The organism is Flagellimonas aequoris (assembly GCF_003584165.1).
Taxonomy (GTDB): domain Bacteria; phylum Bacteroidota; class Bacteroidia; order Flavobacteriales; family Flavobacteriaceae; genus Flagellimonas; species Flagellimonas aequoris.
Map to the genome: position 1 here is coordinate 88,441 of NZ_QXFJ01000010.1, position 25,560 is coordinate 114,000.

The following is a 25,560-nucleotide window of genomic DNA, read 5'->3' on the forward strand; positions in this document are numbered from 1 at the left end:
GTATCATGAAACAAATTGTATTCGTCCTATTGGGTTTGGCACTGATGACCCAAGTTTCGGCACAGGATGATCCATCGACTGAAAGCAAAGAAGTCAAAATGCCCGAATTGGTCCTCGTCTTTACCAAAACAGCTGGTTTTAGGCATCAATCCATAGAAAAAGGAGTACAGACCTTTCGCGAGTTGGGCAGGAAAAATGGTTTTATTGCCTTGCAAACAGAAAGTGGGGAAGACTTTACCTCACAGAACCTGAAAAACTACAAGCTGATCGTTTTCTTGAACACGACCATGGATGTGCTGAACGATGCCCAACAAAAGGCCTTTGAATCCTACATCAAAAATGGAGGAAGTTATTTGGGTGTACATGCCGCTTCCGATACCGAATACGATTGGCCCTGGTATGGCAAGTTGGTGGGAGGTTATTTTGTGAGCCATCCAGAACAACAAAAGGCCAAAATTGATGTGCTGGACAAAACCCATCCGTCCACGGCACATTTACAAGATGTTTGGATGCATTTTGATGAATGGTACAATTTTAAGGATCTTAACCCTAATGTGCATGTACTTTTAAAGTTGGATGAAACCAGTTATAAAGGTGGTATCAATGGGGATAACCACCCCATTGCTTGGTACCACGAATATGACGGGGGCAGGGTTTTTTACACGGGTTTGGGCCATACCGAAGCTTCTTACGATGAACCCGAATTTCGTCAACACCTTTTGGGTGCCATTGAATGGTGTTTAAAACGAAAGTAGAGTGGGCCTTGCCACAATGATCCCAATATTGCTTTTGATGTTCTTGAGGTAATCTGCCAAAGGCAGTTCACTGATTTCCACTTCTCCATTTTTACTGGAGGCATGAAGCAGATGTAACCTGCCATCGGGTTGATGGATGGCAATTCCGGTATGGGTCACATCCAACCCTTTGATGGAGGTGGCCAAAGCAATAATGTCTCCAGAATGGATAAGTTGTTCCTTGCCTGCAATCTGGTCTTGGGGCAGATAGCACAATGTTTCTTTCGCCAGTTCCTGTTCAACGTGTTGCATGGCCTGAAAGTTTTCATCACTGGCCAAAAACGGGTACAGGTTTCGGTGCGTTCCCATAAAATCGATGGATTTTTCCAATTGTACACCCCCTATTTCCGCCGTGATGTCTTTGACCAATCCCTTCTTTTCGTTGTTGCGGATCCATTCCGTAAAATAGTGTAAACGTGAAGGATACCCATTCATATCCCCATTTCTATACCGGATGGTTTCTAAATTTTTAGCAAAAGTCTCAAAATCCGATTCGTTGTTTTTCAACATGAGGCTGAAGGCCATGATATTTTCAACAAAAGTGGTGCAGTCCAGACCGCTGAGGTTCACCACCAGGGTTTCGGTATCCCCAATTTTGAGTGTTTTTTCAACGTAAGGAGTACCCAAAAAAGATTTTCCCACGGTTGTGATGGTATCGCCCAAACTAGCAGCATGGGTTTTTTCCAAAGTTGCCATTTTCGACTCGAAAAGGGGTTTGTCCTTCGGGGAACAAGTAATTTGTTGGGCGTTTACAAAGCTTCCCAAAAACAGGAGAAGCATTGCAATTTTATGAGTCGATTTCATCTTTTTCATTTTGTTGGATCATTACCCTTGTTCTGGCAATGCTCTCCGGATAATTTTCCTGTACATAAACAATCAGTTTTTCGCGAACCAGCACCCGAAGGTCCCAAGCCGTGGGTGAGTCCTTGGCACTCATCAAGGCACGCACCTCCACATGGTTGGGTTTGGAATCGGTTACTTGTAAAACGTTCACCTTGCCATCCCAAAGATCGGTGTTTTTCAATATCCGGGTCAATTCTTCCCGAAGTTTATCAAACGGAACATTGTAATCCACGTACAAAAACACGGTACCCAAGATATCGGCAGAAGTCTTGGTCCAATTCTGGAAGGGTTTATCAATAAAATAGGGCGTAGGCACGATCAATCGCCGTTTGTCCCAAATGGCCACCACTACATAGGTCAGGGTAATTTCCTCAATACGGCCCCATTCACCTTCCACAATGACCACATCGTCCAATTTAATGGGCTGTGCAATGGCAATTTGGATGCCTGCCAAAATGGTCCCAATGAATTTTTGGGCCGAAAAACCAATGATGATTCCCGCTACACCAGCAGAGGCAAAGACACTCAGCCCCAATTCACGGATTTCGGGAAAGCTCATCAGCGCAAAACCAACGGCCAAAAGGATGATGATGAAAATGAAAATCCGCTCCAAAATGGTAAACTGTGTATAGACTTTTCGGGCCTTCAGGTTGTCCGCCACCCCCACATCATAATTTCGGATCACAATTTGTTTAACGATTTTCAGCAGGGCGATCATTACCCAACTCATCGCAAAAATGAACAACAAGGTACTCGTCTTTCGGAACCAAAACCCTGCTTCTTCCAGATTTAGAACAACACGAAGTGCTTTCATCCTAAGGAGAACGGAAAGGAAAATCAACACCAAAGGTGTTGCCAGTTTTCTAAAGGAACCCGTAGGTAAAAGGTATCTCGGACTTTTACCCATTCGTTTCATCACCACGGAGGTGCCCCAATATAGCGACACCAAAACGAGTAGGGCAATGCCCAAGTAAATCAGGGATTCTTTGGAAACTTGTTCTTGAAAAGACTCCATATCCACAAAAATAGGGAGAAATGTCCACAGATACAGGCTTCAACAAAATCGAGATTCATTATTTCATCATAAGAAAGTATTTTGATGTGCCAACGGCAAAGTCGGCCCCGTGTATTATTTTTGCTGCTCAAAATAGAAAGCCGTGCAAAAAGGAGTTTTATTGGTCAACTTGGGTTCGCCCGACAGCCCCACTGCAAAAGATGTAAAACCGTACTTGGATGAATTTTTGATGGACGAGCGCGTCATCGATGTGAATCCGGTTTTAAGGAACATCATCGTTAGGGGGATTATCCTGAACACTCGTCCGAAGCGTTCCGCTGAGGCCTATTCCAAAATATGGTGGGATGAAGGATCTCCTTTGATAGTAATTTCAAAACGGTTTGCGGAAAAAGTGCAAAAGCGCACCCAATTGCCCATCGCGCTGGGAATGCGTTATGGTTCCATGTCCATTAAGGAAGGGTTACAGGAACTGAAGGAAAAAGGGGTGGATGAAGTGTTTTTGGTGCCTTTGTACCCGCATTACGCCATGTCGTCCTACGAAACGGTGGTGGTAAAGACTATGGACGTTCAGGCCGAATTTTTCCCTGAGATGCAAATGACCACCCTGCCTGCTTTTTACAGTAATCCGGATTTTGTGAAGATTTTGTCCCAAAGCATAGCCGAAGGGTTGAAGGATTTTGATTACGATCACATCCTATTTTCGTATCACGGGATCCCGGAACGCCATATTAAAAAGTCTGACCCAACCAAGTCGCACTGCAAATTGGATGGCAAATGCTGCCAAACCAATTCCGTAGCCCATCATACCTGTTACAAGCACCAATGCTTGGATACTACAGAACTGGTCAAGAAAGAATTGGGACTTCCCGAAGAGAAAGTGAGTACTTCCTTTCAATCCCGATTGGGGAGCGACCCATGGCTGCAACCCTTTACCGACAAGGAATTTGAACGCTTGGCCCAGGAAGGTATCAAGAAACTGGCGGTCATCACTCCGGCCTTTGTGAGTGACTGTTTGGAAACCTTGGAAGAGATTGCCATGGAAGGTAAGCACCAGTTCCAAGAAGCAGGGGGAGGGGATTACATTCACATTTCCTGTTTGAACGACCGTGACGATTGGGCCGAATTGATGGCCGAATGGATCAACACTTGGGAAAAAAGTGGTGTGTTGCCCGAATATCACATTCAATAATACCGGAAAAAGAAAATTGCTTTATGAAAATGGAACACTTGGAGCATCACCTGCAAGGGGTACGCGACCAACTCAAAAATCACCCCCTATATGCCCAATTGGAATCGGTGGAGGACATCAAGATTTTTATGGAAAGCCATGTGTACGCCGTTTGGGATTTCATGTCCTTATTGAAAGCGTTACAGCAACAGCTGACCTGTACTTCCCTTCCTTGGAAACCAGCTTCTGATGCTTCCGTGGCCCGATTCATCAACGAAATTGTGTTGGAGGAGGAAAGTGATTTCAACGAGTTGGGTGAGACCAAAAGCCATTTTGAAATGTACTTGGATGCCATGAAAGAAGTGGAAGCTGATACATCCAAAGTGTTACAGGTCATCTCCACGTTTACCAATTTGGAACACATATCCCACCAAATTGAAAACACGGATTTGGACCAAGCCGAGAAAGATTTTTTGCAATTCACTTTTGAGGCTATCAATACCCAACAACCCCATATCATTGCTGCCGCCTTTACCTTTGGAAGGGAAGACCTGATTCCGGATATGTTTTTGGGCATCATTGAGCAATCCGGAGAAAATGGCCCAAGCAAATACGCCAAACTTTCCTATTACCTGAAAAGGCATATTGAATTGGACGGTGATGAACACGGCCCCTTGGCTGTTAAAATGATCAAGGCCTTGTGCGGTTCCGATGAGCAGAAATGGGAAGATGTTTTTACCTACAGCAGAAGGGCCTTGGAACGCAGAATAGGACTTTGGGACAGCATTGCCAAAAAACTCACCGAGAACAAGGATAATTTGGTGGATGCGTTGTAGATTTGAGGGAACCATTCAGTTCACGTTAGACTTACACCAAAAGAACAATCCTTGGCATGGCCAAAGTTACCTCTGAAGAACTCGGGAAGGAACCCATCGGAAAATTATTGATCAAACAGGCCGTTCCTGCATCCATTGGTATTTTGGTGATGTCGTTGAACGTACTGGTCGATTCCATTTTTGTGGGTAATTGGATAGGTTCCATTGCCATTGCCGCCATCAATGTGGTATTGCCTGTTTCCTTTTTTATTGCTGCGTTGGGGATGGCCATCGGTATTGGGGGTTCCAGTATCATTTCCCGTGCCTTGGGTGCCAACAATCACGAAAAAGCCCTAAAAACCTTCGGAAACCAGATTACACTTACCCTTTTGGTCACGGTGACCATGGTGGCACTCGGACTGTATTATGTGGACAACCTGATTCCCGCATTCGGAGGGAAAGGTTCCATTTTTGAGCCCGCTAAAATCTACTATACCATCATTTTGTACGGAGTGCCCTTTTTGGCCCTTTGTATGATGGGAAACACCGTGATCCGTGCCGAAGGGAAACCCAAGTTTGCCATGATCGCCATGATTATTCCATCTGTGGGCAACTTGTTGATGGATTATGTATTCATCTACATATTTGATTGGGGAATGGAAGGTGCCGCATGGGCCACTACGGTGGGCTACTTATTATGTTTTGGCTACATTCTTTACTTCTTTCTGTCTAAAAATTCGGAATTGAAGATCAGCCTGTCCCATTTTGGGTTGGACCCGGCAATACTTCGTGAGATCAGTTCTTTGGGTTTCGTGACCCTTGCAAGACAGGCGGTCACCAGTATCACCTACCTGCTCATGAACAATATATTGTTCAATTTGGGTGGGGAACCTATGGTGGCGGTCTACGCCATTATCGGGCGTATGTTGATGTTTGCTTTATTCCCCGTTTTTGGGGTTACACAGGGATTTTTGCCCATTGCGGGGTATAACTATGGTGCTGCCTATTATGACCGTGTCAAGGAATCCATATATACGGCAATCAAGTATGCCGCTTTGGTAGCGACGTTGGTTTTTGTGGTGTTGATGATTTTTCCAGGGGAGTTTGCTGCCCTATTCTTGAGTAATCGACCTGGACTGTCTCCGGAAGAATTGGCCACTAACCAATTTGTTTTGCAACATACTCCATTTGCCATGCGATTGGTTTTCGCAGCCACGCCCATCATTGCCCTTCAATTGATTGGGGCAGCTTATTTTCAAGCGGTGGGGAAAGCCATTCCAGCCTTATTGCTGACCTTGACTCGTCAAGGTTTTTTCTTTATTCCGTTGATTTTGCTATTGCCCAAGTTTTTGCAAGAAACAGGGGTATGGCTTTCGTTTCCCATTGCAGATGTGTTGGCCACGGTGGTCACGGGCATTTATTTGGGAAAAGAAATCAAGAAGGAATTGACCTAATGGGATGGCATCCACAAAGAATGTGTAATTTGGAGGTCGTAACGTAACAACCATGAAGAAATCACTTTTTGCCAGTCTGATGATCCTAGTAACATTAGCCTGTAAAGAAAAACCTGAAGAAAAACCCATGTACACCCTTTTTGTTGGCACGTATACCGATGGCGATAGCGAAGGCATCTACACCTATACTTTTAATTCGGGGACGGGCGAATTGGCGAATAAACAATTGGCTGCCAAATTGACCAATCCCTCGTACTTAGCTCTTTCCAAAGACCATAAAAACTTGTATGCCGTTCAAGAAACCGCCGATTTTGATAGTTTGGGAGGAGGCGTGACCGCTTTTGCCCTAAAGGATGGGATGTTGGAAATCCAGAACAGCATGGGAACCCAAGGTGCCAATCCTTGTCATGTTTCTCTTTCCGGGGATGGACATTTGGCCGTGGCCAACTATACAGGTGGCAATGTGGCCCTTTTTAAGTTGAATTCTGATGGTTCTTTGAAGGAACATCCGCAAATCATAGATCACAAACTTTTGGATAGCACCAAAACATCCCACGCCCATATGGCCCAATTTACTGCTGATGGATTGATGGTGACGGATTTGGGATTGGACGCCATTAAAAGATATAAAAAAGAAAATGGGAAATTTGTTCCTGGCCCTCAACCATCCTTACCCTTTGTTGATGGCGCCGGACCGCGACATTTCACCTTTGGTGAAGGTGGAAAGATGCTGTATGTGATCAGTGAACTGAACAGCACCATTTCCGTTTTTGAAAAAGATGCGAAAGGGGATTATCAAGAAATCCAAATGGTGAAAACCTTGGACCCCAATTACCAAGGAAACAATGCCTGTGCTGACCTTCATTTATCCCCCGACGGGAAATTCCTGTATGGTTCCAATAGGGGAGAAAATACCATTGTAATCTTTTCCGTAAATCCAGAAAATGGGACATTAACTTTGGTGGGAAGGGAATCCGTCCACGGCGATTGGCCCCGTAATTTTTCCTTGGATCCCACGGGTGAATTTTTGTTGGCGGCCAATCAAAGGTCAAGCAACATTGTAGTGTTCAAAAGAGATGTGGACAAAGGCTCCCTTACGTATTTAAACGAGACCGCATTGCCCAATCCAGTGTGTTTGGTGTTTGAGGAATAGTCAGGCCATCATTCTGAGAATAGCGAAGAATCCCTGGATTAGGTATGAGATACTTCGTCATCCCCAAGGACTCCTCAGTATGACAAGTAATGGTGAAGGAGAACTATGCCGATTGTCATTCTGAGCGGAGCGAAGAATCTATGAATCAGCAAGGGGATACTTCGTCGTTCCCAAGGACTCTTCAGTATGACAAGTAACGCTGAAAGAGAACTATACTGATTATCATTCAGGTCAGGCGAAGAATATTTATTTTTTAGCCAGTAAAACAATCACCCCAATCACAATCAAGCCCAACAACACCGCAAAGAAAATCTTCCAGAAACTATAAGGTCGCGTACCAGAAATGTTCCCATTTTCCCCGTTGATGAAAAAATTGTATTCCTTACCATTGTATCGATAGGCACTTACATAAACGGGCAGTAAAATGTGTTTAAAGGTTTCTTCGGACAGTTTCATGTCCATGGAGGTTACCCTTTGGGTATCGCCTCCAATGTCTTGCATGCACCACCGGGTGGCAATATCGCGTGCCACTTCCTTGGAATGCAGATGGCCTTCATTTAACGAAATGGTATATTTTTCGGTCACAAAACCAGACAAATAACCACTGTCGAACGGTTGCAATTTTTTCAAATCCCAATAGGCAATCTTGCCAGGAATCCTTCCTGATTTTTGTTTGGAAGCCTCGATCAAGGTATCGTCCACAAACCCGGAAACTTCCCCTGAAGCAGGGTACCAACGGGTCTTCCGGACTTGTTGGGTCACCATTTTGCCGTTCGCATTCCGAACCCTTCGCGTTTCATAATAGTATTCTCCCCGCTGACCAATGTAGGAGGCGTACAATTGCGCATCAAAGGTCCAATAGGGTAGATAGAGCCCTTTCGTAAATTGAGGGTCCAGAGCGGCCTTTTTCAGATTGTTAGGGGCAAACCACAGCCGTTTCACCCAGTTCTTGAAAATGCGGAACGACTGGTTTTTATCAATTTGAAACGGCAACACGGCCCCGGGCAAAATCCAATTCTCCTTGTAGGCATCTTCCACAACCAAAGGTTGGCCACAGTACACACAATGAAGCGATTTATAGTTTTCCTCCACATGTTGGTCGGCACCGCAATTCTTGCAATGTAGCATGGAAATTTCCTCGCTGTGCCTTTGCGACCCCATTTCTTTGAGGTAAGGGTACAGCTCCAGTTCCTCAAAACCCTTTTCTTTTGGGGCGATGGCCTCTTCATGCCCACAGTACTCACAGGTGATGCTGGTGGTCCCAGGTTTGTATGTGAGTTCTGCCCCGCAGTTGACGCAGGTTTTTTTGAGTTCTGATTTTTGGATGGTAGGTTCTTCCATGTTGTCATTCCCGCGAAAGAGGGAATCTATATCAATGTTGATGGATTGTCATTTCGAAGGAGCTTGCGACTGAGAAATCTGTATCTATATGAACCGAGATTTCTCAATCGTTGCTTTGCAACTCATTTCGAAATGACAATGTAAAATTATTGTCCAGGCAATGGTGGTGGCGTATTGCCTCCCAAGAACGATTTCAGTTCCTCTACATCCTTTAAAGCGGTCCAGGCGGCCATGCCTTGTTTCCAGATCAAACTGTCGCGGTTAACGGTGCGCGATGCAAAAAGGGATTGCAGTTGTTCAAAGGTTACCGGGCCATGTTGCGTGCTATTTGTGGCATAATAATATAGGGTCTGGGCAGGCATTGGTGGAGGTATGGCCCCGGCAGTGGGTTGACCTGTGGCTTGTGGTGCCGCTTGTGTGGCACCGCCCATGAGGTTCCCCATTTGTTGGGCTAGCACAAAGCCCATTCCCATGCCCATTCCGGCACCGGCTGTTCCGCCTTCGTTTTGGGCGGCAGCTTCGATGGCCTTGGCAGCCTTGAACTTGGCCAATTTGTCCAGATCCAGTTTATCGATTCGGCTGTATTCAAAAATTTCTTTTTTGAGTTCTTCCGGCATGGAGACATTCTCGATATAGAATTTCTCCAAAGAGATTCCCACCGTTTGAAATTCAGGGGCCATCACTTCGCGACAGGTATCGGAAAGTTCGGTGGTGTTGGCCGCGTATAATTCAATAGGGAGATTGGCCTTGCCCACGGTATCGGTAAAGCGGGTGGCAATCAAGCTTTTTAGGTGCTCGTTGATTTCGAAATTGGTAAAGTTGCTATCGGTGCCCACAATATCCTTGATGAACTTACCGGCATCCGAAATTTTATAGGCGTATGTACCAAAGGCCCTGATCTCCACCAGTCCAAAGCGGTCATCACTTAATGTAATGGGACTTTTGGTGCCCCATTTCTCATCGGTGAACAAATGGGTGTTTACAAAGTACACTTCCGCTTTAAAAGGGGAGTTGAAACCGTATTTCCACCCTTTCAACGTAGACAAAATAGGCAGGTTTTGGGTGGTGAGGTCATACGTGCCGGGGGTGAACACATCGGCCAGTTGCCCTTCGTTGATAAAAACGGCGGTCTGCCCTTCGCGGACAATCAATTTTGCCCCGTTCTTGATTTCGTTCTGGTAGCGCTCAAACCGATACGCAATGGTGTCGTCGGTATAGTCGAGCCACTCGATAATATCAATAAACTCGTTGCTGAGTTTTTCCTTGATCTTTCCAAAAATATCCATGGTCTAGTGTTTTTGATTATTGATGTTTAAAGTTAAAAAAAGTGTGGAAGGTTTCCGTTAGGTTAGTGTGAAATGAGGGGAGAATGTTACAATTAAAGTTCTAAATAGTGAGTTCTTTTGCAATCATCTCTGCTTGTTTCAATACTGTTTCTGTTGCTAGTTTTTGCATGTCCGGTGGATAACCGTACTGTCTCAAGGTCCGTTTGATGATAACTTTGAGTTTCGCCCGAACACTTTCTTTGATGGTCCAGTCGATTGACGCATTCTGTTTTACCCGCTCGGTCAAAATAATGGCAAGCTCTCTTAACTTGTCCTGTTGCATTAGTTGCTTTGCAGAATCGTTGTTTGCTACTGCGGTGTAGAAAGCGTACTCAAAGTCAGAAAGCCCCAATTTCTTTGCCTCATTGTCCATGTTCACGATTTCCTTGCTCAACTTGATGAGTTCGTCCATCACTTCGGCAGCGGTCAAAATTTTATTGTGGTATTTCTTGATGGAATCCTCCAACATTTCTTTGAGCGACTTACTCTTTACTAAATTCTTTTTGGAACGTGCTTTTATCTCATCATTGAGTAACTTCTTCAAAACTTCCAATGCAACATTCTTATGCTGCATACCTTTAAGTTCCATCAAAAAGTCTTCTGATAGTATCGAAATGTCCGGTTTCTTGATACCCGCAGCATCAAAAACATCGATTACTTGTTCAGAAACTAAGGCCTGATCTATAACTTGGCGTATGGTTGTTTCAATTTCCTCATCGGTCCTACCTGAATCAGTGCTGTCAAATTTTGCCAATCTAGCTTTTACTGCTTGGAAAAAAGAAACTTCATCCTTCACATCCATTGCTTGTTCATGTGGAATGGCAATAGCAAAAACTCTTGAAAGAGCGGTGACTTCATTGATATACCTTTTCTTACCATCTTCTAGACCAAGAATATATTCTTCAGCTGCTAGAATCATGGATAGTTTTTGGCCCGTGTCCGCTTGAAAATAATCTTCATAAGGGAAGCCGTTGAACATCTGCGATACAACTTCCAGTTTCTCCAACATCAATTCAACTGCTTGGGCTTGGGCAATAGTTGGGTCACCTTTTCCACCAGCATCAGAGTAGAATGACAAAGCCCTTTTCAAATCGGAAGCAATACCCAAATAATCCACTACCAAACCACCGGGCTTGTCCTTGTAGACACGATTTACCCTCGCAATGGCTTGCATTAGATTATGGCCTTTCATGGGTTTGTCGATGTAAAGCGTGTGCATGCTTGGCGCATCAAAACCTGTAAGCCACATATCCCGTACGATGACCAGTTTCAATTCATCATCTGGGTCTTTCATTCGGTCAGCAAGCGTTCTTCTTTGTTGCTTGGTTGTATGATGTTTAGCGATTTTGGGTCCATCCGAAGATGATGAAGTCATTACCACTTTAATCACGCCTTTGTCCAAATCGTCTGAATGCCACTCTGGTTTTAGCTTGATGATTTCGGCATACAAATCAGCGGCAATCCTTCTGGACATAGCCACAATCATTCCTTTGCCTTCGAATACTTCTTGGCGTTGGCCAAAATGCTGAATGATATCTTTGGCTACATTCTTGATACGGTTTTCACTGCCGATCAATGCTTCCAACTGTGTCCATTTGGCTTTGGCTTTTTGGGTTTCAGTGAGTTCTTCTCCGTCTAGTTCATCATCCAATTCCTCAACCAACTTTTTACCTTCTTCGCTCAGGTTCACTTTTGCTAAGCGGCTTTCGTAATAGATGCGAACCGTTGCTCCGTCTTCTACTGCCTGGGCAATGTCATAGACATCAATATAGTTTCCGAAAACAGCAGGTGTGTTTACATCAGTATTTTCAATGGGTGTTCCGGTAAATCCTATATAAGTGGCATTGGGTAAAGCATCACGCATATATTTGGCAAATCCATACACGGTTTTTTTGCCAATAACATTACCTTGGCTGTCTTTATCATCGACTGTTTTGGCCTTGAAGCCGTATTGTGTACGGTGGGCTTCATCAGCAATGACCACAATGTTTTCCCTTTCAGAAAGGGTTTCATACACATTGCCTTCTTCGGGTGAAAACTTTTGAATAGTGGTAAAAATGACACCGCCGGAAGCTACTTTTAGTTTTTCTTTTAAGTCGCTTCGGTTTTCTACTTGTTTGGGTTCTTGTCTCAGCAATTGGGTAGAAGCGGCAAAGGTATCAAAGAGTTGGTCATCCAAGTCGTTACGGTCGGTGATGACCACAACAGTAGGATTGTCCAAAGCCAAAACGATTTTACCCGTGAAAAACACCATGGAAAGGGATTTACCACTTCCTTGGGTATGCCAAACTACACCACCTTTTCGGTCGCCTTTGGGTTGTGATTTCACACCCGATACACCATAGTTTTCGGGTGATTCCATTACAAAATTCCCCTCCTGAGGAGGGGTGTCCGTTAGGGCGGGATGGTTTTTTAAGGACTCAATGGTATGGTCTAGCTTGTTTAATACATCAACTGCTGGTATCCTGATTACTGTAAGGCCTAGACTTTGTAGAAAACTATCTCTATCCGCATCATATTCTTGTTGAAAATCGTGGATTGCTCCATCTATCTCAATGACGACCTGACAGTTTCCACAGTAGAAATCAACAATGTAATTGCCTATAATTTTTTGTCGGTCGAAGTCATAACCCTTGAATTGCTTGTTTTTTACTTGATTCCAAAAGAGTACTTCAGGAAGGTTTCCCGCTTTGCGAAGTTCGCGTGCCCGTTCTTTGAGTTTTGGATTGTAAGGAAGGGAGAAGTAGTTTTTAGAGGCTCTGGTGATTTCTTTGATTCGTGGGTTTGGGACCACCACCCCGGTCTTCGACCACCCCTCCTCAGGAGGGGAATTGTAACCTGTGGCTCTCATGGCAGATTCCACTGCACGGTTTACGGCATAGTACTGATGATATGCCGCTAATTTCTTGACCGTTGAAATAGTGGTTATACCTGTTTGGGCATCTTCTTTTTTTGATTTTTCAAAAACAATAAAATGCCTGGCCAAGTCCAATAAAGTTTCTTTGTTCAGCATGCCATTAATGAGCGTTTCCATTTGGCTCACAAGGTGGGATGCTTCTTCTTTACCATCTGCCGATTTCCAGGCCATAAAACGGCTCATGCCCGATGAAAGTGTTCCTGCTCGGGCTTCCAATCCATCTGAGATGACACAAAAAGCATTGTAGGTAAACAGGTTTGGAATGGTGGCTTTGTAGGTTTCTATTTGCCGGAATGCTGATTTGATGGTCGCATTTTCATCTGTCGCATTTTTGAGTTCAATGACCACTAAAGGAATACCGTTGACAAAAAGAATGATATCCGGGCGCTTATTGACGCCATTCTCGATCACCGTAAATTGGTTGGCAACTATAAAATCGTTGTTCTTGGGGGTGTTGAAATCTATTAACCAAACCAAATCGCCTCTTTGTTGTCCATCTTTTTGATAACTGACTTTAATACCTTCTGTCAATAAGCGATGAAAACTCTCATTATTGGTCAACAATTCTGGCGAATTGATACGCTGTATTTCTTTGATGGCTTCTTCCTGTGCAGCTGGGGGAATGGTGGGGTTGATTCTTCGCACCGCTTCTGCCATGCGGCTGGTCAATAATACTTCTTCGTAAGAACTGCGTTCCGGGTTTTCACCATCATGGGCAATGCTTGGGGCATAAATGTATTCATAGCCCAAATGCTCCAATAATTTAATGGCGAAATCTTCTATGCTATGTTCGGTTATTCTACTCAAACTTACCCTAATTCTACAGGTTCAATAAACTGTCTGCCCTTTGAGGGATGCAACAGTTTTTTATGATGTAAGCGCCCAATAATAATGGCAGGATGAGTATTGAATTTTTCAGCAAATTCCAAGACGTCATTCTCAGTTAGTGAAGATTGTTGTAGTATTTCTTCTTCTTGTTCATCTGAAAGAGTCCATTTGATTGCAAAATTGTTTGCTTCTTCTTCCTTTTCTAGGTCTTTATCTGAATAATCAACGTCTTCTAAAAAAATATCCTTTTTTCCATGTAGCAAAATATGCCCAGCTTCATGAAAAAAAGTAAACCAAAAACTATCATTTCGTTTGTATCTACCTGTTAATTGAATCAGTGGCGTATCATTTAGCCAGCGGGTGCTTCCATTTATAGGCGCTTTGTTGATACAAGGGGTATGCACCACTTTAACTCCAGCTTCCAAGCATAGTGCTTGAAGTTGTTTGAAGAAATTTTCAGGGTGCTTGGCCATTATACTTTTTACTTCGGGTAGGGCAGCTTTGAAGGCTTTATCGCTGTAAGGTTTAGTGGGCAATTCAGATGCCTGTAGCTCACCTTTTCGCAACCATGCGGAAATAGCATAAGGTTCTTTGGTATGTGCCAACGAAATACGGAATGCAACCTTTAATTGCTGATTGAAATAGTAATCTTCCCAGGCATTATGATTGCTGATGCTGAAAAATGCCAACAACGCTGAAGTTTTTTCTTCAATGGTGGTTTTTCTAGATATCCATCCTTTTTTAACCATATCGGCAAAAGGGAATAATTTTGCCCATTCCGTGGACTCGGTCAGTAATTCCTGACGCTCTTCACGGGCAACGTATTCATCATGGTTACGTTGCATATTCAGCCAAAAGTGAGCAGGGATTTTCAGGACATGTTCAAATTGTACCGCCATTTCGGGGGTGATGCTGCTTTTGCCTTTTAGTATGGCAATTACCGTTTTTTCAGGCTTTCCTGTACGGATAGCAAACTCCTTAGGACCCATACCCAATTCCTCTAACTTTTCTGCAAGGGTTTCGCCGGGATGAAAAGCTATTTGCGGATGATATTGATTCTTTTTAGTTGCCATGTTGCTCTGTGTTCGCTTTGTTTCTTATTTACCGTGGTAATTGGTAATCTCTATGATTTCCACTCCTTTGATTTGAAGCCAGATATATTTGCCGTTTTCATCTGTAGGAATGGGTTGTTCGTGTGGTTCAAATACCAGCCTGTACGGTTGGTCAAGGTCGCAAGCCCACTGTCCTTTGCGGTCGCCTGTGAGTTCGTGGTAATGCCCGGGCAGGTAGCGAACATCTTCAAGGGTAAGGGCGTTGCGAAGGTCTCCAAGACGTTTGTTGTAGAGCTTTGCACGAATTTGCCCCATTTGCTTTTGGCACTTCTTAAAGTTGTTCGCCAGTTTTTCCAGCTTACTATCATCAAAGGTTATTTCCACTGCAAAGGTATATATTTTTTAATTTACATCAAATGTAAGTCAAAATCATTTATCTGGAAACCCTTACCTCCCCACTCATCAACTTGGGCAGCAGCGTATCCCGCAGGGCCGTAAGGGTGCGGATTTGGGTTTGATTAAATTTTATTTTTTCAAATATGGACCCAACCGTTTTGTCAAATAGCTTGATAAGCTCCGTAGGAGGGATAAATATTGGATGTTCATGAATGTGATTTCTATTTAAAGTAGGAACCGCTGAACCTGCATTAAAGCTTTTAATATCAATTGTTCTCAAGAGAAAATAGGCATAGAGTGGCGATGATTTCTTAAATTCCTTAACAAAGAGAGAGGTGTTCAAAGGCCAAAAATCCTCGGATATATAGTAAACATTTCCTAAAATCCCACTACGCCCCGTAGTCACACCAGGCCCCTTAACTTTTGATTCTATGTGACCACCACTTTCTCCACTTGCAGCATAGATTGGAAATGGACCATCAACACGTTTTTGCTTTGGTAAATCAAACCCTCTTTGTAAGATAAACAAGTCTTTTAAAACTCCTTCCTCCCAATCCTCATCCCCTTCCCCCTTGGCTCCGCTCAGGGAGCGCTCCACAAACCACTGCCGAAACAGCGTCTCCGCCATGTGCTCCAGGGTTTGGTTTTGGCGGTGCAGCAGGTCTATTTTGTCGTCTAAGCTTTTAAGAACTTCAACTATTTTCTTTTGTGTTTCCCAATCTGGAATCGGAAGCTGCAATGTTTTTAAACTTGATTGATAAATGGCCGGAATAGAACTGCCACTTGAAATTGAAAGGAGTTTAGACCTGCCAAAAGACGAAGCCAGGTAATAAAAGCCATAAAGTGGCAAAACGACACCCTTTGAACGTAATAATACTACGGAAGGGTTTAGTGTACCTTCACCATATTCTTTATGATAAATCCCAACCTCTGCTAAGTTTCCTCTACAAACAACTAAAACATCTTCGGGTTTGAGCATTATTTCAGGTGATTCTTCATATTTCTCTCTGCTAAGATGTTTGACTTCAGAAAGGTCAAGAAACAGTTCAGAGTTTATTTCCCTTCCACCAACAACAATAGGGCCTGAATCCACTAAATCAGTTCTTTTGTAGCCCTTCCAACCAATTCTACCCTGAACATGGAAAAGTTCTTCTATAGAATATTCCTTCCACTCACTCATCTAGTTGAACTTTTTGAAGGTTGAGCGCCACTCCATTGCACATCTATATGGGTTCCATAATCTCTTACCCGAAAACTAATGTTGTTTTTATTGGCCAAATCACTTCCATTGAACGTATAGGTTTTCTTAAAATCTTTACTTTCATGACCTACCTCAACAAGTAATATGTCGTCTGCCAACACTTTGGCTACATCTACTCTGTAATTAAAGGAAGTGGCCTTTCTAGTACTTGGTCGTATTGTCCGTTTCCTGACTATTTCCGCCATGTCAATCAAGTTTAATTTTACTGAGATTTACCTTGATCCGTTCGTTCAATTCGGCTTCTTCTTTAAGTTGGGCTTCAAACTCGGCCTTTAGGTTGGTAAAACGTTCGGCAAAGTCAAAGTCATCTTCTTCCTCTGCCAAGCCCACATAGCGACCGGGGGTGAGCACATAGTCCAGTTCGGCTACCCGTTCTTTGGTGGCGGAGGCACAGAAGCCTTTTATATCTTCATAACCACCCCGCCCTTCGGATATCCCTCCATCAGAGGGGAATTTATTGCGCCAGTTGTGGTAGGTGTTGGCAATGGTTTGTATGTCTTCCTCAGAAAGTACTTTGGTTCTGCGGTTTATCAAATGCCCTAAGTTGCGGGCATCAATAAAGAGAATTTCGCCTGTACGGTCTCTTTGACCACCCCGTCCTACGGACACCCCTCCGGAAGAGGGGAATTTTCCAGTTTTGTCACGGCTCATAAACCAAAGCGAAGCAGGGATTTGGGTGTTCAAAAACAACTTGGCAGGCAGGTTTACAATACAGTCGATCAAGTCCGCTTCCACCAATGCTGCCCTAATGTCGCCTTCCCCTCCACTTTTGGATGTCAAGGCCCCTTTGGCCAACACAAAACCTGCCTGTCCACTTGGTGCCAAGTGGTACAGGAAATGTTGGATCCAAGCGTAATTGGCATTTCCTGATGGTGGTGTGCCGTATTTCCAACGACCATCAGTACGCAATAGATCACCACTCCAGTCACTCACATTAAACGGTGGATTGGCAATGATGTAATCGGCTTTCAGGTCTTTGTGGGCATCGTTCAAGAACGAGCCTTCATTGTTCCACTTTACCTGCGAGCTATCAATGCCCCTAATGGCCAAGTTCATTTTGGCCAATCGCCAAGTGGTTTGGTTGCTTTCCTGCCCGTAAATGGAAATATCATTGATTTTCCCTTGGTGGCTGGTCACAAACTCCTCCGACTGCACAAACATTCCACCCGAGCCACAGCAAGGGTCAAATACTCGGCCTTTGTAAGGTTCCAGCATTTCAACCAAGAGTTCAACAACGCTTCTTGGCGTATAGAACTGTCCACCCTTTTTTCCTTCTGCCAGGGCAAACTCCCCAAGGAAGTATTCAAATACGTGTCCGAGGACATCCGCACTTCGGGCTTTGGCATCACCCAAGGCAATGTTCCCAATCAAGTCAATCAGTTCTCCCAAACTGGTTGGATCTAAATTTTGGCGTGCATACACTTTGGGCAGTACTCCTTTTAGAGATGCATTTTCACGCTCTATGGCATCCATGGACTCATCAATGGACTTTCCTATCGTGGGATGCTTCGCATGACTTTGAATAAAACGCCATCTGGCCGATGGAGGAACAAAAAATACATTTTCAGCCTTGTACTCGTCTTTATCCTCGGGATCAGCCCCGGCATATTCTCCTTTGCCGGATTTGAGTTTGTCGTAGAGCTCTTCAAACGCATCCGAGATGTATTTCAAGAAAATCAGTCCAAGCACAATATGTTTGTATTCCGCGGCATCAATGTTTTTTCTCAGCTTGTCGGCTGCTTTCCAGAGTTGTTTTTCCAAGGGTTCCTCAGAGATAGTTTTGGCCATTTAGTTATCTAATTAAATTTTGGGGGAGTTGGTAAAAGATTACCAATTTAACCATTCTCCATCAAACAAAAAACAGAAACCCGTAACCGGAAAAAATTCCAATGGTGATTAGGGATTTGCTCTAAAACGGCTATGAAATTTTGGCAGCAAAACAAGGGGAAATGCGCAAAATGGGTTATTCCTCCAATTTGCCTGCCTCCTTCAACATTTGCAACACTTTTTCCTTGGGAAGGGCTTCGATTTGGTGCCCATCCCGTCCGGTCAGGGTCTCGGCGGCAAAAAGGGAATTAAGAATGGCTTCTTCCGTGGCCTCGATGGTGGCTAAAAACAAGGGAGTCATGGCTTCATTGCGCAAAGTAGGCACCGTCTGAATCGGGTTTTTACTTTCGTAGGGAATACGACATTCCTCTGCAGTAGAAACGGCTAGCACGTAATCACCACTTCCGTTGCTCGCAATGCCTCCTGTTCGAGCTAGGCCCAGCATCGCCCGTTTGGCCAAACGTTCCAGGTTTCGGGCATCCAAAGGCGCATCGGTCAATACCACCATCATACAGGAACCGTTAGGGGAATATTTAAAACTGTCGGAATACTGCCCCAATTTTTTGCCGACTTCCAGTCCGGTCACTTGCAACAATCCGCCAAAATTGGTCTGCACCAATACGCCCACGGTATAGCCTCCGGACTGTTTCGGCAAGACTCGAGAAGATGTGCCTATACCTCCCTTAAAACCAAAACAAATGGTTCCGGTGCCTGCACCCACGTTGCCTTCGGCAACAGGTCCTGTTTTAGCATTTTGAATGGCTTGCAGCACATCAGCTTCGGTAACATGTCGCCCTCGAATATCATTGAGGTAGCCATCGTTGGTCTCGCCCACCACAGCATTAACCGAACGAACTTCCTCATTCCCGGATTGGTTTAAGGTGTATCCAATGACTGCGTTAACGGCCGTGGGGACACTCAAGGTATTGGTTAGGATGATGGGCGTTTCCAGATTCCCCAATTCCTTCACTTGGGTATAACCGGCCAATTTGCCAAATCCGTTGCCCACATAAATGGCCGCAGGCACTTTTTCTTGAAAGATGTTTGCGGAGTGAGGAAGAATGGCGGTTACCCCTGTTCTGATGGCGTCGCCCTCAATCAAAGTTGTATGGCCCACCTGAACGCCAGGGACATCGGTAATGGCATTGAAGGTTCCGGGGTGGAGCACCCCAATGGCTACTCCGTGGTCTCTAAGTCGGTTTTGTGACATGGTGAGTAATGGAAATAGGATCAGGAAAAGAAAAGATAAGGTATGGTGTTTTCTTGTCATTTGGGTTGATGGCATATGGCCTTCAATTTAACCATTATCCATCAAAAAGGAAACCCCTAAAGCCCATGTTCCGAGAGAAAAAAGAAAGGGGCCTAGGCCCCTGGAAAATAAAGCGTGGAAAAATATACTGCGGTTACTCCACTTTACACGAAGTGTCCGCAATGATCTTCCACGCTCCATCTATTTTTTTGAGCACCAACATAAAAATGCCTTGGATATCGCCCACCGGTCTGGTTAGATGGTATTCTCCCATTACGGTGTAGGCATCATCATTGATTTTGGAAATGTCGTTGGTGACGAATTCCAAATGGCCAAAATGTTCTTGGGTCGGATAACTTTTTTTGTATCGTTCCAAGGTACTTTGCCAACCTTTTATCACACCAGCACTGCCGTAAAAGGTCAGCTCATCGGATTTCCAATAGGTTTCCATAAACAGCTCAATATCAAAATTGTTCCAAGCTGTCTGCTGGGTGGAAAGTACTTGCGCAATGGCTGCCCTTTCCTCTTGTTCATTCGAAGTCTGAGCAACACAAAACAGGGGCAGCACAAAGAGGAGGCACAACACTTTTTTCATCTCTGATGCTATTTGAAACTTCTAAAAGTTACGATAATCCCCGGCCAAATATTGGTTGGCCTTTTCTTCCTTGAACTTGGCGGTTTCGGCATCCCAGTGCAACGTTTCACCAGGGAAACGACCTGCAATAGTACCCAAAAGAATGGTTTCGGTCAACCGTGCCGCATAATTGAACGGGGCAGAAGTTTCACCTTTGCCCAAACAGGCATCCACAAATTGGTGGTAATGCTTTGGACCTTCGGTTTCATAATTTCGGATGGGCTCGCCCAAATTGTTTTCCTTGGAAACCTTGGCAATTTCTTTGGAGATATCCACATATTTGCCCTTTCTGATTTTCTTGGGCAATTGCATGAAGTGCGGAAGCAACAATCGTCCTTTCTCACCAACGAACATGGCCCCTTGATCAGGAAGCTCATTTTCGGCGGCAACCTTGGCATCCAACGACATTTTATCCTTCATGCTTTCCTCTTTGGAAACTTTGCCGTCTTTTCCCATGGTCATACCAGGCAATAAAAGGTCTTCACTCAAAGCAGGAGCTCCAGGACCGTCATACCAGACCCATTTTAGGGTTTCGGTGGTGTATGGGGTTTGAGGAAATTCATAAGTTACCGTATTGTGTTCCGGATATCCAAAACCGTTGGTAGGGCGGCATTCTGTCATGATGGTTCGGGGAACATCCAATTGCAAAGCATTGTATGGGGTATCGAAAATATGGACACCCATATCGCCCAAAGTGCCACAACCATAATCCATCAATTTTCTCCAATTGCCTGGGTGGTACATGCCATCTTTATAGGGTCTTTCTTTGGAAGTGCCCAACCAAAGGTTCCAGTCCAATTGGGTAGGAACCGGGTCTTCTCCTTGTGGTAAGGGACCATCATACCCCCAGTTTTTAGGCGACCAGGCATGTACGGTATGTACTTTACCAATAATACCGGATTGAATGAGTAAGGTGGCCAATTTATAATCGTAAAAAGAATGCACCTGGATGCCCATTTGGGTGACCAGGCCTTTTTCGGCGGCCATTTTTTTCATGGCCCGTGACTCGGAAACGTAATGGGTCAAAGGTTTTTGACAGTACACAGGCTTGTTCATTTCCATGGCCATCATGGAAGCTGGGGCATGGGTATGATCTGGCGTGGAAACGATCACGGCATCGATCTCATCTCCCATTTCTTCCAACATGGCGCGATAATCAAAAAAGATGCGGGCCTTGGGGTGCAGTTTGTGGGCAGCGGCCAGGTTTACGGCATCCACGTCGCAGAGGGCCACCACATCCACCGAGGCATGCGATGAAATCGCCTTGAGGTCCTCGCCCCCCATATTCCCGACCCCGATATGGGCCGTACGTAATCTATCAATGTTCATGGAGCCCTTTAAAATGGATGGGGCCAACATGATTCCTAGTGCGCCAACACTACTTTTCTTAATGAATTCGCGTTTGTTCATGTTCGTTTAGTAAGTTATAATTTTTTGATTTTGATATTTCGGAACCATATAGGACTGGAATGGTCCTGCAAGGCAATATAGCCTGTTTTGAATTTACCATAATCCGGGGCGTTGTCCCATTTTCCGGAAGCCTTTTTGGCATTCCATTCTTCGGACCAAGGCACAAATTCCAATAATTTTTTACCGTTGAGCCAATGCTCCACCTTTTCAGGGGTAAACACGATCTTGGTAGTGTTCCATTCCATGACAGGGTTCAGCTGCTTTTGCGATTCGTCCGCCACGTGCATGGCATAATCGGCACCAGTTTTCTGCCAATCTTGGAGCAACTCAGGATGCTCGGCGCCAAATTGGGAATTGTACCCTACCAGATCATGGATGTTGGCATAGTTCTCGTCGTCGATCAACTGATATTCGGGGGCCACAACAGGTGGACCGTCGTAGCCTTCCTTCACATGGTAAAAAATGCCGCTGTTTCCACCTTCGGGGATTTTCCATTCCAGGTACAGTTCAAAATTATCGAACTCCTCGGCACCGTAAAGAATGTCCTTTCCACCGGTGTAATTCTGTTCCAGACCCAATTCCGTATCAAAGGTGAGGGTGCTGTCTTTTATCGTCCATCCGGGAGGGAGGGAATCCATGTTGTATCCGCGCCAACCTTCGAGACTGCTGCCGTCAAAAAGAGTGATCCATTCGGATTCTTTTTCAGCATTGGTGTCGGTGGTTTCAGGTTCATCCGTGGGCTTGGATTGATTCTTACAGGCTAGAACAAGTAAAAAAAGAAGGGAAAGCTTTAAAATTTTAGACATGGTTTAGTTGTTGGTATTTATTCTGATGGGTTAAAGTACAAAATATTGATTAACTTTTTTTGCACCATTTTCATTACATTTAAGCCTGACTAACTCAACACTTTAAAAATGAAGACTTGCTTTTTCAGGATTGGCTTGCTTATGCTGGCTAGTACCTTGTTCGTTACCCCGATCTATTCCCAAAGAAATAAGAAAAACCAGAGTGCTCCCGAATATCCGGAAGCCTTGTATTCCAGTCTGGAGTACCGATTGATCGGACCCTTCCGTGGTGGCCGTTCCGGTACGGTGGCCGGAGTGGAGGGCCAACCCAATCTATTCTATTTTGGTGCCACTGGAGGAGGTGTTTGGAGAACCACCGATGGAGGTACCACATGGGAGAATATTTCGGATGGATTTTTTGGTGGGAGTATCGGTGCCGTTGAGGTGGCGAAGAGCGACCATAATGTAATTTATGTTGGAGGAGGCGAGCAAACCGTTCGTGGCAACGTATCTTCCGGTTATGGTGCCTGGAAAACGGAAGATGCCGGAAAAACGTGGCAATCCATCGGCTTGGAAAATAGCCGACACATCTCTCGGATGAGGATTCACCCAACCGATTACAATACGGTGTATGCCGCTGTTATGGGCAACCTATACAAACCTACCCAAGATCGTGGGGTGTACAAGACTACCGATGGAGGTAAAACCTGGAAAAAGGTACTTTATGCCAACGATTTGGCAGGTGCCGTGGATTTGATCTTTGATCCCAATAACCCAAGAATTTTATATGCCTCTACTTGGAGGGTGCAACGTACTCCCTACAGTTTAAGTAGTGGTGGGGAAGGTTCGGCGCTTTGGAAAAGTACCGATAGTGGCGAAACCTGGACCGAAATATCCAAAAACGAAGGGTTCCCAACAGATACTTTGGGGATTATTGGAGTAACCGTTTCTCCCAAAAACAGCAACCGTGTGTGGGCCATGGTCGAGAACAAGGACAAAGGAGGTTTGTACCGTTCAGACGATGGCGGTAACAAATGGACACTTGTCAATAGCGATAGAAGTCTAAGACAAAGGGCGTGGTATTACACTAGGGTCTATGCCGATACCCAAGATGAGAATGTGGTATATGTACTCAATGTAAATTACCATAAAAGTACGGATGGTGGCAAGACATTTCAATCTTCAAATGCCCCGCATGGGGACCACCATGATCTTTGGATCGCTCCTGAGGACTCCAAGCGTATGATCATGGCGGACGATGGCGGTGCACAGATCAGCTATGATGGAGGTGAATCATGGAGTACCATGAACAACCAACCCACGGCACAATTTTATAGGGTGACTACTGATAATGCTTTCCCTTATAGGATCTATGTAGCCCAGCAGGATAATTCCACTTTGAGGATCAAGCACAGGAGTGATGGTTTTTCAATTGGTGAAGATGACTGGGAAGAAACCGCTGGAGGGGAGTCCGCCCATATTGCTGTGGATCCTGCCAATGATGATATTGTTTATGGTGGTAGCTACGATGGCTTTTTGGTGCGTGTTAACCATGCCAAAAATACCGTTAGGGGAGTAAATGTTTGGCCGGATAACCCTATGGGTTATGGAGCCGAGGGGATGAAGTATCGTTTTCAATGGAACTTCCCCATCATGTTCAGTAAGCATGATCCCAAAAAACTGTATACGTTCTCCAACCATGTCCATATGACCACCAATGAAGGGCAGAGTTGGAAATTGTTGAGTGGTGACCTTACCAGAAACGACCCTACAAAATTGGTTTCCAGTGGTGGACCCATCACACAGGATAACACCAGTGTAGAATATTACTGTACCATTTTTGCGGCCAATGAAAGTCCTCTAAAAGAAGGATTGCTTTGGGTGGGTAGTGATGATGGTTTGATCCATGTGACCAAGGATGGTGGCAAGACTTGGGAGAATGTAACCCCATCCATCATGCCCGAATGGAACATGGTCAACAGCATAGAACCTTCCGCTTTTGATGAAGGCACTTGCTATGTGGCCGCTACGCGATACAAATTGGGAGATTTTAAACCGTATTTGTACAAAACCACTGATTACGGGAAAACCTGGTCGTTGATCACCAACGGAATTGAGGATGAGCATTTTACCCGCGTGGTGCGTGAAGATCCAAAACGCAAAGGACTCCTTTATGCGGGAACGGAAACCGGAATGTACATTTCCTTTAATGATGGGGCCAAATGGGAGAAATTCCAAATGAACCTGCCCATTGTTCCTATCACGGATTTGACCATTAAAGATGATAACCTGATCGTGGCTACCCAAGGTAGGAGCCTTTGGATCATTGACGACCTTACCGTGCTTCACCAATTGAATGACGCCAAGAAAACGGCCAGTACCATCTTGTACAAACCACGGGAGAGCTACAGAACAAAAGGAAATGTGGCCAGAAGACCTTCCAAGACCGAAGGAACCAACCTGGCCAATGGGGTCATTACCCATTTTTACTTGAAGGACGTCGCCGATAAGGACAGTATTTCCCTTACCTATACCAAAATGAACGGGGATACCTTGGCCACCTACAGTACCTATTCCAAAGAGAAGGATAAAAAATTGGAGGTAAAAAAAGGAGGGAATACCCACGTTTGGGACACTCGCGGTAAAAGCGCCGAACGTTTGGACGGTATGATTCTTTGGTGGGCCAATCTTAGTGGTCCCAAGGCAGTTCCAGGAACGTACAAAGTCCATTTGAATGTAAACGGGAAAACCCAAACGGAAGATTTCAAGATTCTTCCAGATCCTAGGGCAGAGGCTTCTGTTGCCGATATGCAGAAGCAATACGATTTCATTTCAGAAATAAATGAGACCATTGACCTGGCACACCAATCCATCAAAAAGATAAGGGGCATCAACAAAAAATTGGATGAGTTCATTGCCAAATACAAAGGCAATGATACCACCAAAGAAGTGGTGGAAAAGGCAAAGGCCATGAAGGAAAAATTCGGAACCATAGAGAAGGAACTATACCAGACCCAAAACCGAAGTGGGCAAGATCCACTGAACTTCCCCATTCGATTGACCAATAAGTTAGGTCACCTGAACAGTCTGGTTTCCATGGACGATTTCCCACCAACGGAACAGGATATTGCCGTTAAGGAGGAATTGTCGGCGGGCATAAAGGCCCAATTGAGAGATTTTGATAAATTGGTGGATGATGAGGTTGCGGCATTTAACGCAGAGTTCAACAAGCTCAATCTGGATTATTTGAGCATAGAAGAATAAACATCAAAGCCCCTTGCCGTCCGGTAAGG

Annotated in this window: 20 protein-coding genes; 6 read left to right on the top strand and 14 right to left on the bottom strand. The window is 44.7% G+C overall.

What is annotated here, in order from left to right:
- Positions 1-5: 5 nt before the first annotated feature.
- Positions 6-755 carry a ThuA domain-containing protein gene (locus tag D2U88_RS04500; protein WP_119639112.1) on the top strand — a complete coding sequence of 250 codons (750 nt, stop codon included), beginning with the start codon at positions 6-8 and terminating at the stop codon, positions 753-755.
- Here the strand turns inward: D2U88_RS04500 and D2U88_RS04505 are convergent.
- Together D2U88_RS04505 and D2U88_RS04510 are read right to left on the bottom strand one after the other, a co-directional pair.
- Positions 741-1,598, bottom strand: coding sequence for an N-acetylmuramoyl-L-alanine amidase-like domain-containing protein (locus tag D2U88_RS04505; RefSeq protein WP_235855722.1), 858 nt, complete (start codon positions 1,596-1,598; stop codon positions 741-743). The two genes, D2U88_RS04500 and D2U88_RS04505, sit on opposite strands and share 15 nt — an antisense overlap.
- Positions 1,582-2,652, bottom strand: coding sequence for a mechanosensitive ion channel family protein (locus tag D2U88_RS04510; RefSeq protein WP_119639113.1), 1,071 nt, complete (start codon positions 2,650-2,652; stop codon positions 1,582-1,584). The genes D2U88_RS04505 and D2U88_RS04510 overlap by 17 nt, the downstream gene beginning before the upstream one ends.
- A 142-nt stretch (positions 2,653-2,794) precedes the next feature.
- Between D2U88_RS04510 and hemH the strand changes: the two genes are divergently transcribed.
- Genes hemH through D2U88_RS04530 form a run of 4 tightly spaced genes read left to right on the top strand, consistent with a single transcriptional unit; the run spans position 2,795 to position 7,242 of the window.
- Entirely contained in the window at positions 2,795-3,841 is a 1,047-nt protein-coding gene (gene hemH, locus D2U88_RS04515; RefSeq protein ID WP_119639114.1) for a ferrochelatase, read from the top strand.
- Positions 3,842-3,864: 23 nt separating this feature from the next.
- The gene (locus D2U88_RS04520) at positions 3,865-4,656 is read left to right on the top strand and encodes a DUF3050 domain-containing protein (RefSeq protein WP_220473481.1); all 792 of its coding nucleotides are present in this window, start codon (positions 3,865-3,867) and stop codon (positions 4,654-4,656) included.
- Between the two features lie 56 nt (positions 4,657-4,712).
- On the top strand, positions 4,713-6,089 hold the full coding sequence (locus tag D2U88_RS04525; protein WP_119639115.1) for an MATE family efflux transporter: 1,377 nt from the start codon (positions 4,713-4,715) through the stop codon (positions 6,087-6,089).
- A gap of 52 nt (positions 6,090-6,141) precedes the next feature.
- The gene (locus D2U88_RS04530; protein ID WP_119639116.1) at positions 6,142-7,242 is read left to right on the top strand and encodes a lactonase family protein; all 1,101 of its coding nucleotides are present in this window, start codon (positions 6,142-6,144) and stop codon (positions 7,240-7,242) included.
- A 246-nt stretch (positions 7,243-7,488) separates the two neighbouring features.
- Here D2U88_RS04530 and D2U88_RS04535 read toward each other — a convergent pair whose 3' ends face one another.
- The 12 genes from D2U88_RS04535 to D2U88_RS04590 all read right to left on the bottom strand — a co-directional run bounded on the left by D2U88_RS04535 (position 7,489) and on the right by D2U88_RS04590 (position 22,288).
- Positions 7,489-8,583 carry a TFIIB-type zinc ribbon-containing protein gene (locus tag D2U88_RS04535; RefSeq protein ID WP_119639117.1) on the bottom strand — a complete coding sequence of 365 codons (1,095 nt, stop codon included), beginning with the start codon at positions 8,581-8,583 and terminating at the stop codon, positions 7,489-7,491.
- Between the two features lie 146 nt (positions 8,584-8,729).
- The gene (locus tag D2U88_RS04540; protein WP_119639118.1) at positions 8,730-9,869 is read right to left on the bottom strand and encodes an SPFH domain-containing protein; all 1,140 of its coding nucleotides are present in this window, start codon (positions 9,867-9,869) and stop codon (positions 8,730-8,732) included.
- 100 nt (positions 9,870-9,969) lie between these two features.
- Positions 9,970-13,632 (bottom strand): HsdR family type I site-specific deoxyribonuclease, encoded by a 3,663-nt coding sequence (locus D2U88_RS19695; RefSeq protein ID WP_119639119.1) that lies wholly within the window; start codon positions 13,630-13,632, stop codon positions 9,970-9,972.
- A 2-nt stretch (positions 13,633-13,634) separates the two neighbouring features.
- The gene (locus D2U88_RS04550) at positions 13,635-14,726 is read right to left on the bottom strand and encodes a HigA family addiction module antitoxin (RefSeq protein ID WP_119639120.1); all 1,092 of its coding nucleotides are present in this window, start codon (positions 14,724-14,726) and stop codon (positions 13,635-13,637) included.
- Between the two features lie 24 nt (positions 14,727-14,750).
- A complete protein-coding gene (locus D2U88_RS04555) occupies positions 14,751-15,089 on the bottom strand; it encodes a type II toxin-antitoxin system RelE/ParE family toxin (protein ID WP_119639121.1) in 339 nt (112 codons plus the stop codon).
- A 49-nt stretch (positions 15,090-15,138) separates the two neighbouring features.
- On the bottom strand, positions 15,139-16,281 hold the full coding sequence (locus D2U88_RS04560) for a restriction endonuclease subunit S (protein WP_119639122.1): 1,143 nt from the start codon (positions 16,279-16,281) through the stop codon (positions 15,139-15,141).
- On the bottom strand, positions 16,278-16,547 hold the full coding sequence (locus D2U88_RS04565) for a hypothetical protein (RefSeq protein ID WP_119639123.1): 270 nt from the start codon (positions 16,545-16,547) through the stop codon (positions 16,278-16,280). The genes D2U88_RS04560 and D2U88_RS04565 overlap by 4 nt, the downstream gene beginning before the upstream one ends.
- A gap of 1 nt (position 16,548) precedes the next feature.
- Complete coding sequence (locus D2U88_RS04570; protein WP_119639124.1) at positions 16,549-18,150, bottom strand: type I restriction-modification system subunit M; 1,602 nt, start codon at positions 18,148-18,150, stop codon at positions 16,549-16,551.
- Positions 18,151-18,325: 175 nt separating this feature from the next.
- Positions 18,326-19,474 carry a DmpA family aminopeptidase gene (locus D2U88_RS04575; protein ID WP_235855723.1) on the bottom strand — a complete coding sequence of 383 codons (1,149 nt, stop codon included), beginning with the start codon at positions 19,472-19,474 and terminating at the stop codon, positions 18,326-18,328.
- A 118-nt stretch (positions 19,475-19,592) separates the two neighbouring features.
- Positions 19,593-20,033: a YybH family protein gene (locus D2U88_RS04580; RefSeq protein WP_119639125.1), complete on the bottom strand. Its 441-nt coding sequence runs from the start codon at positions 20,031-20,033 to the stop codon at positions 19,593-19,595.
- A gap of 21 nt (positions 20,034-20,054) precedes the next feature.
- Entirely contained in the window at positions 20,055-21,482 is a 1,428-nt protein-coding gene (locus D2U88_RS04585; protein ID WP_119639126.1) for a Gfo/Idh/MocA family protein, read from the bottom strand.
- A 14-nt stretch (positions 21,483-21,496) separates the two neighbouring features.
- Entirely contained in the window at positions 21,497-22,288 is a 792-nt protein-coding gene (locus D2U88_RS04590; protein WP_119639127.1) for a 3-keto-disaccharide hydrolase, read from the bottom strand.
- Between the two features lie 108 nt (positions 22,289-22,396).
- Here D2U88_RS04590 and D2U88_RS04595 point away from each other — a divergent pair, with 108 nt between their 5' ends.
- Complete coding sequence (locus tag D2U88_RS04595) at positions 22,397-25,531, top strand: WD40/YVTN/BNR-like repeat-containing protein (protein WP_119639128.1); 3,135 nt, start codon at positions 22,397-22,399, stop codon at positions 25,529-25,531.
- Positions 25,532-25,560 lie beyond the last annotated feature (29 nt).

What these genes read in the sequence shown, in the direction of transcription:
- D2U88_RS04570 (WP_119639124.1), bottom strand. Translation starts at nt 18,150, where the DNA reads ATGGCCAAAACTATCTCTGAGGAACCCTTGGAAAAACAACTCTGGAAA.
- D2U88_RS04575 (WP_235855723.1), bottom strand. Translation starts at nt 19,474, where the DNA reads ATGCCATCAACCCAAATGACAAGAAAACACCATACCTTATCTTTTCTT.
- D2U88_RS04590 (WP_119639127.1), bottom strand. Translation starts at nt 22,288, where the DNA reads ATGTCTAAAATTTTAAAGCTTTCCCTTCTTTTTTTACTTGTTCTAGCC.
- D2U88_RS04580 (WP_119639125.1), bottom strand. Translation starts at nt 20,033, where the DNA reads ATGAAAAAAGTGTTGTGCCTCCTCTTTGTGCTGCCCCTGTTTTGTGTT.
- D2U88_RS04535 (WP_119639117.1), bottom strand. Translation starts at nt 8,583, where the DNA reads ATGGAAGAACCTACCATCCAAAAATCAGAACTCAAAAAAACCTGCGTC.
- D2U88_RS04550 (WP_119639120.1), bottom strand. Translation starts at nt 14,726, where the DNA reads ATGGCAACTAAAAAGAATCAATATCATCCGCAAATAGCTTTTCATCCC.
- D2U88_RS04520 (WP_220473481.1), top strand. Translation starts at nt 3,865, where the DNA reads ATGAAAATGGAACACTTGGAGCATCACCTGCAAGGGGTACGCGACCAA.
- D2U88_RS04560 (WP_119639122.1), bottom strand. Translation starts at nt 16,281, where the DNA reads ATGAGTGAGTGGAAGGAATATTCTATAGAAGAACTTTTCCATGTTCAG.
- D2U88_RS04585 (WP_119639126.1), bottom strand. Translation starts at nt 21,482, where the DNA reads ATGAACAAACGCGAATTCATTAAGAAAAGTAGTGTTGGCGCACTAGGA.
- D2U88_RS04540 (WP_119639118.1), bottom strand. Translation starts at nt 9,869, where the DNA reads ATGGATATTTTTGGAAAGATCAAGGAAAAACTCAGCAACGAGTTTATT.
- D2U88_RS04565 (WP_119639123.1), bottom strand. Translation starts at nt 16,547, where the DNA reads ATGGCGGAAATAGTCAGGAAACGGACAATACGACCAAGTACTAGAAAG.
- D2U88_RS04530 (WP_119639116.1), top strand. Translation starts at nt 6,142, where the DNA reads ATGAAGAAATCACTTTTTGCCAGTCTGATGATCCTAGTAACATTAGCC.
- D2U88_RS04595 (WP_119639128.1), top strand. Translation starts at nt 22,397, where the DNA reads ATGAAGACTTGCTTTTTCAGGATTGGCTTGCTTATGCTGGCTAGTACC.
- D2U88_RS04505 (WP_235855722.1), bottom strand. Translation starts at nt 1,598, where the DNA reads ATGAAATCGACTCATAAAATTGCAATGCTTCTCCTGTTTTTGGGAAGC.
- D2U88_RS04510 (WP_119639113.1), bottom strand. Translation starts at nt 2,652, where the DNA reads ATGGAGTCTTTTCAAGAACAAGTTTCCAAAGAATCCCTGATTTACTTG.
- D2U88_RS04525 (WP_119639115.1), top strand. Translation starts at nt 4,713, where the DNA reads ATGGCCAAAGTTACCTCTGAAGAACTCGGGAAGGAACCCATCGGAAAA.
- D2U88_RS04500 (WP_119639112.1), top strand. Translation starts at nt 6, where the DNA reads ATGAAACAAATTGTATTCGTCCTATTGGGTTTGGCACTGATGACCCAA.